The 15,039-nt window shown below is 71.1% G+C and carries 13 protein-coding genes; 10 read left to right on the top strand and 3 right to left on the bottom strand.

Translation table 11 applies throughout. The features are described 5' to 3' along the window. Positions 1-110: 110 nt before the first annotated feature. Entirely contained in the window at positions 111-1,739 is a 1,629-nt protein-coding gene (locus tag QQM39_RS35685; protein WP_302001708.1) for a cation acetate symporter, read from the bottom strand. Continuing rightward, positions 1,736-2,092: a DUF485 domain-containing protein gene (locus QQM39_RS35680; RefSeq protein ID WP_302001707.1), complete on the bottom strand. Its 357-nt coding sequence runs from the start codon at positions 2,090-2,092 to the stop codon at positions 1,736-1,738. Before QQM39_RS35680 ends, QQM39_RS35685 begins: the two co-directional genes overlap by 4 nt. Before the next feature lie 389 nt (positions 2,093-2,481). Here QQM39_RS35680 and QQM39_RS35675 point away from each other — a divergent pair, with 389 nt between their 5' ends. The 10 genes from QQM39_RS35675 to QQM39_RS35630 all read left to right on the top strand — a co-directional run bounded on the left by QQM39_RS35675 (position 2,482) and on the right by QQM39_RS35630 (position 13,584). After that, positions 2,482-4,011: a S8 family serine peptidase gene (locus QQM39_RS35675; protein WP_302001706.1), complete on the top strand. Its 1,530-nt coding sequence runs from the start codon at positions 2,482-2,484 to the stop codon at positions 4,009-4,011. A 283-nt stretch (positions 4,012-4,294) separates the two neighbouring features. Further along, positions 4,295-5,164 (top strand): HEXXH motif-containing putative peptide modification protein, encoded by an 870-nt coding sequence (locus tag QQM39_RS35670; RefSeq protein ID WP_302001705.1) that lies wholly within the window; start codon positions 4,295-4,297, stop codon positions 5,162-5,164. Next, positions 5,116-6,201, top strand: coding sequence for a radical SAM protein (locus QQM39_RS35665; RefSeq protein WP_367669444.1), 1,086 nt, complete (start codon positions 5,116-5,118; stop codon positions 6,199-6,201). The genes QQM39_RS35670 and QQM39_RS35665 overlap by 49 nt, the downstream gene beginning before the upstream one ends. After that, complete coding sequence (locus tag QQM39_RS35660) at positions 6,158-6,472, top strand: hypothetical protein (protein WP_302001703.1); 315 nt, start codon at positions 6,158-6,160, stop codon at positions 6,470-6,472. Before QQM39_RS35665 ends, QQM39_RS35660 begins: the two co-directional genes overlap by 44 nt. A 71-nt stretch (positions 6,473-6,543) precedes the next feature. Beyond that, positions 6,544-6,720 (top strand): hypothetical protein, encoded by a 177-nt coding sequence (locus QQM39_RS35655; RefSeq protein ID WP_302001702.1) that lies wholly within the window; start codon positions 6,544-6,546, stop codon positions 6,718-6,720. Between the two features lie 121 nt (positions 6,721-6,841). After that, the gene (locus tag QQM39_RS35650) at positions 6,842-9,232 is read left to right on the top strand and encodes a radical SAM protein (protein ID WP_302001701.1); all 2,391 of its coding nucleotides are present in this window, start codon (positions 6,842-6,844) and stop codon (positions 9,230-9,232) included. Between the two features lie 12 nt (positions 9,233-9,244). After that, entirely contained in the window at positions 9,245-10,519 is a 1,275-nt protein-coding gene (locus tag QQM39_RS35645) for an MFS transporter (protein ID WP_302001700.1), read from the top strand. Further along, a complete protein-coding gene (locus QQM39_RS35640) occupies positions 10,512-11,048 on the top strand; it encodes a GNAT family N-acetyltransferase (RefSeq protein WP_302001699.1) in 537 nt (178 codons plus the stop codon). The genes QQM39_RS35645 and QQM39_RS35640 overlap by 8 nt, the downstream gene beginning before the upstream one ends. A gap of 7 nt (positions 11,049-11,055) precedes the next feature. Further along, on the top strand, positions 11,056-12,441 hold the full coding sequence (locus QQM39_RS35635; protein ID WP_302001698.1) for a CoA transferase: 1,386 nt from the start codon (positions 11,056-11,058) through the stop codon (positions 12,439-12,441). A 135-nt stretch (positions 12,442-12,576) separates the two neighbouring features. Next, complete coding sequence (locus tag QQM39_RS35630; RefSeq protein WP_302001697.1) at positions 12,577-13,584, top strand: CopD family protein; 1,008 nt, start codon at positions 12,577-12,579, stop codon at positions 13,582-13,584. A 1-nt stretch (position 13,585) separates the two neighbouring features. Here QQM39_RS35630 and QQM39_RS35625 read toward each other — a convergent pair whose 3' ends face one another. After that, positions 13,586-14,629 (bottom strand): zinc-dependent alcohol dehydrogenase family protein, encoded by a 1,044-nt coding sequence (locus QQM39_RS35625; protein WP_302001696.1) that lies wholly within the window; start codon positions 14,627-14,629, stop codon positions 13,586-13,588. Positions 14,630-15,039 lie beyond the last annotated feature (410 nt).

Raw genomic sequence — 15,039 nt, 5'->3', positions numbered from 1 at the left:
GTCACCTGCGAGCCTACGTGACCGCACTGACAGCGACACCGACCCGATCCCACGACGTACGACGCGGCCGCGTCGTAGGGATCTACGACGCGGCCGCTCAGGGGGCGCGCTCAGTGGGCGCCGGTGCCGGTCAGGGACCGGACCTCCAGCTCCGCGTACTTGCCGGCGTCGGGCTCTTCCTTGGACAGGACCGTGCCGAGCCAGCCCATGAAGAAGCCGAACGGGATGGAGATGATGCCCGGGTTCTTCAGCGGGAACCAGGCGAAGTCGACGTCGGGGAACATCGCCTTGGGGTCGCCGGAGACGACGGGCGAGAACAGCACCAGGCCGACGGCGACGATCAGACCGCCGTAGATCGACCACAGCGCGCCCTGGGTGGTGAACTTCTTCCAGAACAGGCTGTAGAGGATCGTCGGCAGGTTGGCGGAGGCCGCGACCGCGAAGGCCAGGGCGACCAGGCCGGCGACGTTCAGGTCGCGGGCGAGGGCGCCGAGGAGGATGGAGACGGCGCCGATGCCGATGGTGGCGAGGCGGGCCGCCCGGACCTCCTCCTTCTCGGTGGCCTCGCCCTTCCTGATGACGTTCGCGTAGATGTCGTGGGCGAACGACGAGGACGAGGCCAGGGTCAGGCCGGCGACGACCGCGAGGATGGTCGCGAAGGCCACCGCCGAGATGGTGGCGAGCAGGATCGCGCCCCACGCCGAGTCGACGCCGCCCAGATGCAGGGCGAGCAGTGGCGCCGCCGTGTTGCCGGCCGGGTTGGAGGCGATGATCTCGTCCTGCGAGATGAGTGCGGCGGCGCCGAAGCCGAGGGCGATGGTCATCAGGTAGAAGCCGCCGATGATGCCGATGGCCCAGTTCACGGACTTCCGGGCGGCCTTGGCGTTGGGCACCGTGTAGAAGCGGATCAGGATGTGCGGCAGACCGGCGGTGCCCAGGACCAGGGCGATGCCGAGGGAGATGAAGTCCAGCTTGGAGGTGCCGGTGGCGCCGTACTGCAGGCCGGGCTCCAGGAAGGCGGCGCCCTTGCCGCTGTTCTCGGCGGCCTTGCCGAGCAGGTCGGAGATGTTGAAGTTGAACTTCAGCAGCACCAGGAAGGTGATCAGGATGGTGCCGCCGATGAGCAGCACGGCCTTGACCATCTGGACCCAGGTGGTGCCCTTCATGCCGCCGATGGAGACGTACACGATCATCAGGACGCCGACGAGGGCGACGATGAGGATCTTGCCCGCGTCGGTGGTGATGCCGAGCAGCAGCGAGACCAGGACGCCCGCGCCCGCCATCTGGGCCAGCAGGTAGAAGATCGACACGACGATCGTGGAGGTGCCGGCCGCCGTACGGACCGGGCGCTGGCGCATGCGGTACGCGAGGACGTCGCCCATCGTGTAGCGGCCGGAGTTCCTGAGCGGCTCGGCCACCAGGAGCAGGGCGACCAGCCAGGCGACCAGGAAGCCGATGGAGTACAGGAAGCCGTCGTAGCCGAAGAGGGCGATGGCGCCCGCGATGCCGAGGAAGGACGCGGCGGACATGTAGTCGCCGGAGACGGCGAGGCCGTTCTGGAAGGCGCTGAACGACCGGCCGCCCGCGTAGAAGTCCGCGGCGTCCTTGGTCTGGCGGCCCGCCCAGACAGTGATGAAGAGGGTCGCGACCACGAAGAGCGCGAACAGGGTGATGATCAGCGGCCGGTGCTCGCTGGCCTCGTTGGCGGCGAGCTGCACATGGGTCATCGCGGGGCTCATGCGCCGCCCTCCATACGGGTCTTGATGGCCTCGGCCTTGGGGTCGAGCTTGGCACCGGCGTGCCGCGCGTACCACCAGGCGATGAGGAACGTGGTGACGAACTGGGCGATACCGAAGACGAACGCGATGTTGATGTTGCCGAACAGCTTGGTGCCCATGAAGTCGCCCGCGTAGTTGGAGAGCAGGACGTACAGCAGGTACCAGACGATGAAGGCGACGGTCAGCGGAAAGGCGAAGGAGCGGTAGGAGCGGCGCAGTTCACCGAACTCCGCGCTCTCCTGCACCTCGGTGAACTCCTCGGTGGAGGGGAGTTTGCGTGTCTCTTTCGAGGGGGGCGGTGCGTCGGTGGCCACGGAGTCTCCTCGCGTTGCGGGCGCTTTTGCGGCAGTGGACGGGGACGGATCGGGGGTGGGGGGCGGATCGGGAGTCGGGGACGAATCGGGTACGGGCATGGACGGCTCTGTTCCTCGCAGTGACATGGATCACTTGAGCCGGGTGGCGATGTTAGGGCCCCGGCGCGTGATCCGACAGGGGGCTCGATCGTGCTCGCGCCTCCTGTTCAACGTCACGGCGCCACGCGAGGACCGGTTCAACTCCCGGGGCTTCTTTCCGAAGTCGTCCCCGGTCAGATTGCTGACCAGTAGGTTCGGGGATAGCTTCGCCTCTGCACCACTGGTCATGTACCTGCCCGAGCGCCCACCCGCGTCTCGGGCGGTCTCGTTCCGGATGATGTGGAGATCCCATGGCTCATCTGCGGTCCAGACGCCGACTCGGCCTCGCCGTACCCCTCGTTCTGTCGCTGACCGCCTCGCTCGGCTTCCTGCCGGCCGGGGCCTCGGCGGCACCGCCCGCGAAGCCGGCCGTGCGGGCCGCGGACACGCCCTCGCTGGCGTATGTCGTCAACACCAGGCCGGACCGCCGCACGATCGAGTCGGTGGCGAAGGCGATCGCCGCGGCCGACGGGACGGTGGTGATCGCGTACGCGCGGATCGGCGTGATCGTCGTCCACTCCGCGAACCCCGACTTCTCCCGGGCGATACGCACGGTGCGCGGGGTCCAGTCGGCGGGGGCGACGCGTACGGCGCCCTTGACCGCCGCCGGGGCGACGGACGAGGGCCCCCTCCAGCTCATGACGCGGGGACAGGCCGCGAGGACGACGAGCGCGGCCGCCGCGGCGGACGACAGCGAGCCCTTCGAGGCCGACCAGTGGAACCTGCGCGCCATCGGCGCCGACCGGGCAGCGAAGATCAACCCGGGCAGCGGCAGGGTGACGGTCGCCGTGATCGACAACGGCGTCGACGACACGCACCCCGACCTCGCGCCGAACTTCTCCGCCGCCCAGTCCGCGAACTGCGCCGGCGGCAAGGCGGACACCCGTGCGGGCGCCTGGCGGCCGTACACGAGCGACGACGCCCACGGCACGCACGTGGCGGGCGAGATAGCCGCGCCCCGCAACGGCATCGGTATCGCCGGCGTCGCTCCCGGCGTCAAGGTCTCCGGGATCAAGGTGAGCGATCCGGTCAACGGGCTCTACTACCCCGAGAGCGTCGTGTGCGCCTTCGTGTTCGCCGCCGACCACGGCGTCGAGATCACGAACAACAGCTACTACGTTGATCCATGGCTGTACAACTGCATGGACGATCCGGACCAGCGGGCGATCGTCGACGCGGTCAACAGGGCCCAGCTGTACGCCCAGAGGAAGGGCACGCTCAACCTCGCGTCGGCCGGCAACTCCGACCACGACCTGGACTCCGACGCGATCGTCGACGAGAGCAGCCCCGACGACTCGACCGCGGTCAAGCGGACGGTCGACCCGCACGAGTGCTTCGACGTACCGACGCAGCTGCCGGGCGTCGTCACGGTCAGCGCCACGGGCGTACAGAACCTCAAGTCCTACTACTCCTCATACGGTTACGGCGTCGTCGACATCGCGGCACCGGGCGGCGACCGGCTCCACCAGATCCCGGACACCCCGTCGAAGAACGGCCGCATCCTGTCCACCGTCCCGGACGGCAAGTACGGCTTCCTGCAGGGCACGTCGATGGCCTCCCCGCACGCCGCGGGCGTCGCCGCGTTGCTGAAGTCCCACTACCCGTACGCGACTCCGGACCAGCTGAAGGCGCTGCTGAGGGCCGAGGCGGACGACCCGGGCTGCCCGGAGTCCTACGACCAGAACGGCGACGGCACGCAGGACGCGGTGTGCGAGGGCGGCAAGCGGTTCAACGGGTTCTACGGGTTCGGCATCGTCAACGCGCTGGACGCGGTCAAGTGACGCGTACGTCCTGAGACTTCCCACATCGGGCCGGGTGGCATCGTGCCGTCCGGCCCTTTCCTGTCGGGTCACGGCAGCGAAAAGATCCGGCCATTGCCAGAAGCTTGACCTTCGTATGGTTTACCGGAATGCAATCACGCTGCATGAAAAGGGCTTTTGAAGCGTCTTCAAGAACTCCGTAAAGCGACTGGCCATCAAGTCCGAAGCACTGCTGCAGTGATGTGTGCTTCATCAGCGGTGACCCACCGTCTTCCGACGCGAGCTCGAACTTTTCCTGCACCGCATGCGCGAGCGCGATCCGCGGGCCGACGCGACCGCCGATTTCCTCTCCCGCACCGATCTCGTCGCGCCGCCAGGTCCCGATTCCAGCCGGGCGGACGCACGCTTCACCCAACTGGGCGTGCCGGGCGGACGCACGGTGCGCGTGCTGTCCCGTATCGATGACGGCGATGCCTGGACCGCTCAGTTCCAGAGGATCTTCCGAGCGGGACTGACCGAACCCGACAGCCGGTACGGGACGGTCCCGGCGACCTCTCGCGAAGCGGAAGTCGTCTCCGAGGCCGTGCGGCTGCTCGGCGCGGTGCTTCCCCGGACGACGCTGTCCGTGCTCTCGCATCTGGCCTTCGTCGGGGTGGTCGAGGGACCTGGCGCCTTCGAGAGCGCCTCCGACCGGAGGGTTCCGCGAGCCGTCTTCATCAATCGCTGCGCCCTCGACGACGTGCCGCGCACCGCGGAGGCGGTCCTGCACGAGTGCGTGCACCAAAAGCTCTACGACATCCAACTCGTGCATCCGATCTACCGCGCCGCATACGACGCGGAGAAGGCGGCGGTGATCCGTCCGCCGTGGCACGAGAACGCCGAGTGGAGCTTCGACCGGGCGCTTGCCGCCGCCCATGTCTATGTCCATCTGGCCGCCTTCTACACGGCGTTGGAGCATCGGCCGCAGCCGCTCGCGCAGGGAGTCGACGCGGCCACCGGCCGGGCCGGCTCGGCCGGTCGTGCCCGTTTTCTGCTGGCGGCCGTGGCCGGCGTTCCCGCCGAGTCGGGGCCTGCCGGGGTCAGGTTCGTCGAGTGGCTGACCGCGCGGCTGCGACAGATCGAGGCATGTCCGGTGGTGAGCGCGAAGCAGCCACAGAAACAGGGAGTGTTATGACCGAGGCGACTGTCGGTGGTGCGGCCGTGCCGAAACTCGAGTTGCACCGCCCGGTGAAATCGTGGCTTCAGGTGACAGCGACCTGCAATCTGAAGTGCAAACAGTGTTACGGCGACTGCACACCGGACCCTCAGCCCGATGAGGTGACGCTGGAGCAGTTCCACGCGGTGCTCGACGACATGGCGGACTCGGGTGTCATCGAACTCCTGGTGGAAGGCGGCGAACCGCTCCAGCGCCCGGACGTGCTGGACATTCTGGCGCACGCCTCGCCGAGAATGCTCGTCCGCCTCCGGACCAACGGCACCCTGCTCGACGAGCCGATGGCGGATCGGATCAAAGCCGCCGGGATCCGCAATCTGTGCGTCGACTTCATGGGCGCGACCGCGCGGACACACGACTGGCACGTCGGTGAGCCCGGGGCGTTCGAGAAGACCCTGAACGGCCTGAAGGTCTCGCTGGCCGCCGGATTCGAAACGCTCGCGCTCATGATCATGACCAAGCGGAATGCCGGCGAGATACAGGAGTTCGTCGATCTCGCGGCGGCGGCCGGTGTGCGACGCGTGGGCATTCTGCGGCTGTATCCCCTGGGCAGGGCCAAGCGGTACTGGGCGGAGATGGCCTTGTCCCTGCCGGAGCAGATGGCCGCCCTCGAGGGGGTCACAGCCCCCGACGGCGTCCATCTCATGCGGTCCTGGCACCCGCGTGACGCGAACTGCTGCTGGCAGGCGTCGGGCGTGGACGCCCGCGGGCGGTCCGTCGGCTGCTCCTATCTCCGTGACTTCGCGGACTTCGGCAACGTACTTGAGACGCCCTTCCTCAAGACCTGGCAGCACCCGCTGTTCGTGCGGCTGCGCTCACGCGAGGTCGAGGACCACTGTCCCGAGTGCGCCTCGACGCAGGGCTCGGCCGGCGGCTGCCGGTCCACGGCGTATGCGTTCACCGGCGACTGGGACGCGCCCGATCCGTACTGCACCACGACCAACAGGGGCATCGATGTCCGGCTTCTCCCTGCACGACTCCTTCCTGAGGACAGCTGACCTGCGGCTGCGCGAGGTGCCCGAGTGGGGCAGCCTCCTCGTCTACACGCCCGCCCACCCCGACATCCACTATCTCGACGCCCGCTCCTGGCTCCTGTTCGAACTGTGCGACGGCCGCTCCGGCACGGGGATTCTCGAGGAGTTCCGGCAGGCGGTACCGGACGGCACACCGCCCGAGCAGAGCGAGGCGGCCGTCGTCGAGGCACTGACCGCGCTGGCGGAGAAGGGCCTCGTCACCAGGGCTGCGGCCGGTTCGCGAACGGCCGCATGACCCGGTCGCGGCCGGGTGCCGTGTCCGGGTCGCCGTTGCAGTACTCCAACCGATGAGGGGAGGTGAATGCGATGGAGAGGGAAGAGCTGCTGGGCCGGCTCAGGAGCAGGCTGCGCGAGACGTCCTTCGACGCCCCGGCGGTTGAGACCGTCCAGCCCGAGATCCGTTCCGCCGCGCAGTACGCGCTGATGCCGTCGATGCGTGCGGGCTTCCGGATCGACGACGAGGCGGACGACCAGGCGATCTGACGACTGCCTCAGCCGCGGTGTGCCCCGGCTCTCATCGGCCGGGGCATGCCGTTCCCCCGCGCACCCAGGGCTACCGACCTCCGGGCCGAACCAGGAGGGGCCGAACCAGGAGGGGCCGACAATGAACCAGCGGTTCACACTCTTGATCAACCCCCCGCTGTGGAACGCCTACGCTCCGCACCTCGCCGTACCGCTCCTCGCCGGAACGCTGCGGGACCAGGGCCTGCCCGTGCGCTGCCACGACGCCAGCGTGGAGGTACTCGACTGGCTGCTCAGCGCGGACGGGCTGCGGGCGCTGGCCGCGCGCGAAGCAGGTTCGCGAGACCGGCATGTGGCCGCTCGTGGCCGTCTCGTCCATGACCACACGGTGCGCGCCGTCGACCGGGCGAAGACGATCATCCGGGACCTGTCCGCCCTGTCGGACGCACAGGGGCAGGCGTGGGCGCGGCGGGTGACGCGCAACGCGATGTGGTCGGTCTCCGCCGCGTTCGACGGGCTGCGGTTCGATCTCGTCGCCAACGACCTCTACTACTCGGCCACGTCCACGAAGGCCGTGCTCGGCGCGGTGGACGATCCGGAGCGCAACGTCTACCGCTGGGCGCTGGACCGCCTGGTACCGCGCCGGTTCCTGGACGACCCCGCGCTGGGCGTCGTGGGGATCAGCATGTCCGCGGACACCCAGCTGATCGCCGCGATGACCGCGGCCGCCGAGATCCGCCGACGGCGGCCGGACGTGCGGATCGTCGTGGGCGGCAACTACGCCACCCGCATGGTCGAGGAGTGGTCCGCGCCGCACCCCTTCTTCGACTGGGTCGACGCGTTCGTGATGGCGGAGGGCGAGGAGGCGCTCCCCGAGCTGGTCCGGCGCTGGAACACGGGCCGCGATGTGTCGGACGTCCCCGGTGTGGTCACCGCGAGCGGCGGCACGCTGGTCAAGCGTCCCGCCCGCCCCGTCCCGCTGGACGGCGTGAGTGCTCCGTACTTCGCCGACCTCCCGCTGGACCGCTACTTCGCGCCCGGCCCCATCCTTCCGGTGTACGCGTCCCGCAGCTGTGCCTGGAGCTGCGCGTTCTGCTCGATCCCGTTCGCGAGCAACTCCTTCCGGTCCCGGCCCGCGGCCCAGACCGTCGATCACCTCGAACACCTGATGGCCGAGTACGGCACCCGGACGTTCATGTTCGTCGACGAGATCCTCACCCTGCACGTCCTTCGGGAAGTGGCCCGGGAGATCGTCGACCGGGGACTGGAGCTCCACTGGTACGGCGAGACGCGGTTCGCCGGTGGATTCAGCCGTGAGCTCGCCGACCTGCTGTACCGGTCCGGCTGCCGACGCCTCAACTTCGGGCTGGAGTCGTACAACCAGCGTGTGCTCGACCTCATGGCCAAGGGCACGAAGGTCGAACACATCGACCGCACCCTGCGCAACGTCGTGGCCGCGGGCATCGCCCCGCATCTCTTCGTCATCCACGGCTTCCCGGGCGAGACCCTCCAGGAGGCGGAGCACACCGTCTCCTACGCCGAGGAGAAGATCCGCGAGGCGCGGACCACGTACGGCAATCCGTACGCGACGTGGGGCGGCTCGCCGTTCATCCTGGACCTGCACTCCCCCATCGCCAAGGATCCTGGGCGCTTCGGCATCGAACTGGTCGAGTCCCCGGCGGACGAGGATCTGTCGCTGGTCCGCGAGTACACCGTGGCGCAGGGACTCACCTCGGCTCAGGCCATGGATGTCGCGCAGACCGCCAGGCGCTCCACCGTGATCCGGCGCAACGTCTGGTTCCGCACCCGTACCGAGTCGGCACTGGCCGAGGTCGAGGAGTTCACCTTCCTGCGTGCCTGCCTGGGGGCGCCCAACGCCGAGGCGCTCCGGTCCTCCCCCGCCTCCGTCGACGCAGCCGACGACAGGCGGGTGCGGCTGTCCTGCACCGCGTACGTCCTGCCCTGGCAGGCGGGTGAGAGCGGTGGCGCGGCGCTGGCCCTGTACCAGGGTGACTCGGACCGTTTCGTGCAGCTCAGCTGGCCCTCCGGCGAGACGGAGGAGATCCTCGCCCGCGGGACGACCGTGGCGGAGCTCGCCCGGTGGTTCGGTGCGCACGAGGTGACCTGGGGCGGTACGGGCGGACGGGCACTGGTGGAGCTGCTGATCCGGCATGGCATGCTCGGGGCCGTGGACGGGGGTTCTCTGCTGCGCGAGGCACGACAGCCCGCCGAGTGGTGCTGGAGCCGTGAGCCCGCCGTGCTCGACGCCGCCCACGACGACGGCGCCGTACTGCACTCTCCGGTGACCGGCAACACCGTACGGCTGGGTCCGCTGGGCGAGTTGGTCTGGCACCTGTGCGAGGGCGAGGGCACGCCACGGGAGTTCGCCCGGCACCTTCCCGGCGACGCCGGATGGCGCGGTGCCGCGCTCGACGTGGTACGCGAACTCGCGGAGCTCGGCTTCCTCTTCCCGTCCACGCCCGCGTCGGGCACCGTGCGCGCCGACCGGCCGGCGCTCTCCGCCGCACCATGACGAAAGGGAACAGTGTCTGACGGAAGGTCGGGCTCCGGAACGTCGGCCGATCCGGCATCCGTACGCCCCGGAGGTACGGCGGTGCTGCGCAGGCTCGTCACCGCCAACGCGCTCAGCTCGGTGGGGGACGGTGCGCGGTTCGCCGCGCTGCCCCTGCTGGCGGCCTCGGTGACCGGCGGTGACGCGTTCTTGGTCGCCGTGGTCGCGGCGGCGGGCCGGGCGGCATGGCTGTCGGCTTCGGTCATCGGCACCCTGGTGGACCGGATGCCGAAGCACCGGGCGATGATCGGTGCCGACCTGGCGCGCTGCGCGCTGCTGGCGGTCCTGTTCCTCCTGGTGGTGGGCGGAGCCGCGCCCGTGGCGGTGCTCGTGCTCATCGCCCTCCTGTCCGGTGTCGCCGAGGTGTTCTTCGACAGCGCGGCTCAGGCGATCGTGCCCGCCCTGGCCGAGGACCGGGAACTCGAACGGACCAACGCCCGGGTGATCGCCGCCCAGATCACGGGGACGGGATTCGTCGGCCCGCCGCTGGGCGCGGCGCTGTGGGCCTGGTGGCAGCCACTGCCGTTCCTGCTGGACGCACTGACCTTCGCCGCCTCGGCGCTGCTTCTGACGGGCCTGGCGAAGCGGGCCTCGGGTGCCCGGCAGGGCGGGGGCGGCGGGCGGCGGCAGCGTGTGCGAGGCGTGCTCCGCGACACCTGGACCGGGTTGGCCCTGCTGGGGCGGCACCGGGTGTTCCGCCGCCTCATGGTGGTGGTCGCGGTCCTCGGCGTCGCCCAGCAGGCCGTCTACGCCGTCCTCGTGGTGTACGTCGTGAGCCGACTCGGTCTGCCGTCCTCCGCGTACAGTCTGATGCTCGTGGCGGCCGCGGTGGGCAGTCTGGCGGGCGCGCGGACGGCGGCCGCGACGGCGAAGCGACTGGGCACCCGGGGCAGCCTCGTGCTGTCGGTCGCCGTGTCCGCGGTCAGCTATCTCGCTGTGGCCGCACTTCCGTGGTGGCCGCTGGTCGCCGTCATGCTGGCCGTGAACAGCGCCGCCGTCGTGCTGTGGAACGTGTGCACGGTGTCGCTGCGGCAGCGGCTCGCCCCGCCGGACATGCTGGGCCGGGTCACCAGCGGGTACCGGCTCGCCGCCTGGGGAGCCATGCCCGTGGGCGCCGCGTTGGGTGGCACGCTGGCGGAACGGACCGGGCTCGACGCCCCCTGGGCGATGGCGGGCGTTCTTCTCCTTGCCTGCCTTCCTCTGCTGTGGGGCCTGACGACGACGCGGGAGAGGGTCGGAGATGAGTGAGACGTTCACGGTGGTCACGGCGGCGACCGGGCGGCGTTATGTGGTCCGGGAGGCCGGCCCCGGTGACGAGCCGGGCATCCAGGCGCTCTTCGAGGCCAGTACGGAGTACTTCGAGGCCGCCACGGGGCTCCCGCCGGGTCCCGCTGACGTACAGAGTCTCTACTACAGCCTGCCGCCCGGCGCCGACCCGCAGGACAAGCGGATCCTGGTGGTGGCCGAGGAGGCCCCGGGAGGCGCCGGCCCCTCCGACGCCTGCTCCGTCGGCCTGTTCCTGCTGCGGCCGTCGCTGTGGGGGACCTCTCTCGGCCCGGCCCTGGCCGCTCGGCTCCTGGAACATGCCGCCGATTGCGGCGTCCGTCGGGTGACGGCCACGGTCCCGGCGGGGTGGGAGCGGGGGCGCCGCTTCCTGTCCGGGCTCTCCTTCACCGTCACCGGTTCGGCGGGGCAGCGGGCACGGACCGCCAACCGTCGGACCGGGCCGAGGGAACCGGCCGTCGACCAGGCCGAGTTGATCCTGACCGGCGCATAGTGGTGCCATGACGAACGCAGCTCCTGTGACAGACCTGGAGTACGCATGGTCCGCCCTGGGCGGCGATCCCGCCCTCCCGGCACGTGTGTCGCTCCTCCCCCGGCGTGGCGTTCTCGAAGCTCGCCTCCCCGTACGCGAGTTGGCGCGCGCCTGTGTGGGCGCGTGCGCGCTGGCCGCCGCCGAGCTGGGGGCGCGGCGGGCCGGACTCGCCGAAGTGCCCGGGGTGGAGCTGGACGACGGGGCGATCGCCACGGCGTTCGTGAGTGAACGGCATCTCCTGGTCGACGGGCGCGCGCCGGTCGCCTTCGCGCCGCTGTCACGGTTCTGGCGAACGGCGGACGGTTGGGTGCGCACGCATGCCAACTATCCGCATCACCGGGCCCGGCTGCTGACCGCGCTGGGGGTGACGGAGGAGGATCCGGACGCCGTGGGGGCGGCGCTCGCCGAGCGGTCCTCGCGCGAGGTGGAGGAGGCCGTGTACGCGGCCGGCGGGCTGGCCGTGGCGCTGCGTACGCCCGAGGAGTGGGCGGCGCACGAGCAGGCGGCCGCGGTGGCCCGGCGGCCGCTGGTCGAGGGCGAGCAGCTGAACACGGCACGCGCGCGTGCGCTCCCGCCGCTCGACGATTCGCCCCTGCTGCCCGCCACCGGGGTACGCGTACTGGATCTGACGCGGGTCATCGCGGGCCCCGTCGCCACGCGCACGCTCGCGCTGCTCGGCGCGGACGTCCTGCGCGTGGACGCGCCGCACCTTCCCGAGCTGGCCGACCAGCACACCGACACGGGCTTCGGGAAGCGCTCGGCGACGCTGGACCTGATGGCCGACCGGCGCGCCTTCGAAGAACTGCTCGCGGCCGCGGACGTCGTCGTCACCGGGTACCGGCCGGGCGCCCTGCACCGGTTCGGACTGTCGGCTCGGGAACTGGCCGAGCGGCGGCCCGGGCTGATCGTCGCGCAGTTGTCGGCGTGGGGCTCGTACGGGCCGTGGAGCGGGCGGCGCGGCTTCGACAGCCTCGTGCAGGCCGCCACCGGAATCGCCGCGGTCGAGGGATCGGCCGAGCGGCCCGGCGCACTGCCCGCCCAGGCCCTCGACCACGGGACGGGGTATCTGCTGGCGGCGGCCGTACTGCGGGCGTTGACCGAGCGGGCGGAGCAGGGGGACGGCCGGTGCGTACGGCTGTCACTGGCGCGCACGGCGGCATGGCTGACGAACCGAATCCAGCCGGGCCCGGAGGGGAACGTGACGTACGGCGGGCCCGATGCCTGGCTCACCGAGCGGGACAGCGCGCTCGGGCGGCTGCGGTACGCCCTGTCGCCGGTGTTGTTCACGGACGGTCCGGTCGACTGGGCGCGGCCGCCGGGGGGTTGGGGCACGGATCCGGCTCGGTGGGTCTGAGCCGCGGAGGGCTGGATTCCGCGCGGTGGGCCTGAGCACCGGGGGCACCGGAAACGTACTCAGGGGCGGAATGCCGTACCACCACTTGTTTTCCAGCACTTGCCCGACTCTGTGACGCTTTGTGAAGATCATGAGGTGACGTTGACAAGACCCTCCCCCGGCGTGTCCGACGGGAGCGAGCCCAGATCGCGCCCCGGCGTCAGCCGAGCCGTCGCCGTCCTCGCCCTGGTGACGCTGGCGGCGCTGATCCCGCTGCTCGGGCCGTCGGTCGCGCTGGACGGCACCGGGGAGGCCGCCGCGCCCGGCGTCGGTGGGATCGGGCTGCTGCGTACGGTGCTGTTCGCGGCGCTGTGCGTCCCGCTGGGCGAGTTGTTCGTGAACCGGCTGGCCCGTCATGTGCCCGGCGCTCCCCTACACACACCCCGCAGTTGGGCGCCGTACGCGGCCGGCGCCGGTTTCGTCGCCGCCCTCGGCCTCGCCTCGGTGGTGTCCACGGGCAACCTCGTGCCGCACAGCCCTGCCGACCTCGACGTCGGCGGCCTCTACGCGTCACGCGACGGCAAGCTCGCGCTGCTGGAGGTCAACGCCTTCGCCGCGGCCGGACTGTGCGCCCTCTCACGCCGGCCCGCCACCCAGGTCTGGCCGCTGGCCGCGGTCGTCGCCGCCGAGGCGCTGCGCGCCCACCCCACGACCGAGCACGGCCCGCTGCTCGGCTCCGGGCTGACGCTGGTTCACCTGGCCTGCGCGTCGCTCTGGGTCGGCGGGCTGCTGCACGCGCTGCGGACCCTGCGCGGGTGGGGCGGCACGGAGGCGGGCGCGGCCCTGCTGGGGCTCTACGCGCGCGTGGCCGCCGTACTGCTCGCCGCCATCACGGCGACGGGGGTGTGGAGCTCGCTGCGCCGGATGCCGTCGGACACGATCCTGGCGCAGCTGACCGAGACGGCGTACGGACGTGCCCTGCTGGCCAAGGTGATCCTGGTGGCGGCCGTGGCCGCGCTCGCCCTGTGGGCCCGGATCAGGCTGGGCCGGGCGGCCGACCCGCTGACAGCCTGCTCTCCCGCGCGGGCCGAGGTCGTCGCCCTGGGCGTGGTGGTGGCGCTGTCGGGCCTGCTGACGGCGCTGCCCGTGCCGATCCGCTGGTGACTCAGAGGGTGACCTGAACCTTGAGCGCCGTGCGCTCGTCCATCGCCTTGTAGCCGGCGGGGACGTCCTCCAGCCCGACCGTCAGGTCGAAGACCGGCGACGGGTCGATCGTGCCGTCCAGGACGTCGGGCAGCAGCTGGGGGATGTAGGCGCGGACCGGCGCGACGCCGCCGCGGAGCGCGATGTTGCGGTCGAACATGACGCCGAGGTCGAGCCCGGTACCGCTGCCGTGCGGCACACCGACGAAGCCGATGGCGCCGCCGTCCCGGGTGATGTTGACCGCCGTACGCATGGACTGTTCGGTACCGACGGCCTCCACGACGGCGTGTGCGCCCTGACCGCGGGTGAGTTCGCGTACGGCCTCCACGGCCGCGTCCCCGCGCTCGGCGACGACCTCGGTGGCGCCGAAGCGGCGGGCGATGTCCGTGCGGACCTGGTGCCGGCCCAGCGCGATGATCCGCTCCGCGCCGAGCCGCTTGGCCGCGAGCACCGCGCACAGTCCCACGGCGCCGTCACCCACGACGGCGACCGTGGCGCCCGGGCGGACCCCGGCGCCGAGGGCCGCGTGGTGGCCGGTGCCCATGACGTCGGAGAGGGTCAGCAGAGCGGACAGCAGGTGGTCGTCCGAGGCCGCGTCCTTGGGGAGCTGGACGAGCGTGCCGTCGGCGTAGGGGACGCGCACGGCCTCGCCCCGGCCGCCGTCGGAGCCGACGGTGCCCCAGAAGCCGCCGTGCTCGCAGGAGGTGTGGAGGCCCTCGCGGCAGTAGTCGCAGACGCCGTCGGACCACATGAAGGGCGCGACGACGAGATCGCCCCGCTCGACGCCGCTCACCTCGGAGCCGGCCTCCTCCACGACACCGAGGAACTCGTGGCCGATCCGCTGACCGGGCTGCCGTGCCGACTCCCCCCGGTACGCCCACAGGTCGCTGCCGCAGACGCAGGCGCGCAGCACCCGGACCACGGCGTCGGTGGGGTGCTGCACCACGGGGTCGGCCACGTCCTCCACGCGCAGGTCGAAGGGGGCGTGGATGGTGGTGGCACGCATAGTGAGGGTCCTTCTCGTGTCCGGTGGTACCTGCGCTCGGGGGGTTGTGGGTCGACCTCATCACCGTACGTCGTCGTCGGCACCCGGCGCGCTTCGAAGGCCCGAGTCTGCCACTGCCCAAAGGCACCCGCGCGCCAATACGGCGCCCGCCGTCCCGCGGCCGTGAACGCGAGGAAGCCGAGCCGCACGCGCGCGTGCGTAGCGCGTCCCTTTTCCGTGAGCTGGACCGCCGCCTCCAGGGCTGCGTTGGTTCGGTCACATGCGGAGGATTGCACCACGGCGGCCATCAAGGACGTATCGACGCTCCTGGCCCGGCATCGGGCTCGTGCGGGGCGCAGCAACACCGTGTATGCGCCGACCGGTCGACGCGCTGACGTTCGCGGCGCTCGAACGGGCGGACGAGGCAAGGC

Source organism: Streptomyces sp. DT2A-34, from assembly GCF_030499515.1.
Classification (GTDB): Bacteria; Actinomycetota; Actinomycetes; order Streptomycetales; family Streptomycetaceae; genus Streptomyces.
Note: the sequence above shows the minus strand (reverse complement) of the source record. Positions and strands in the feature narration are given on the sequence as shown.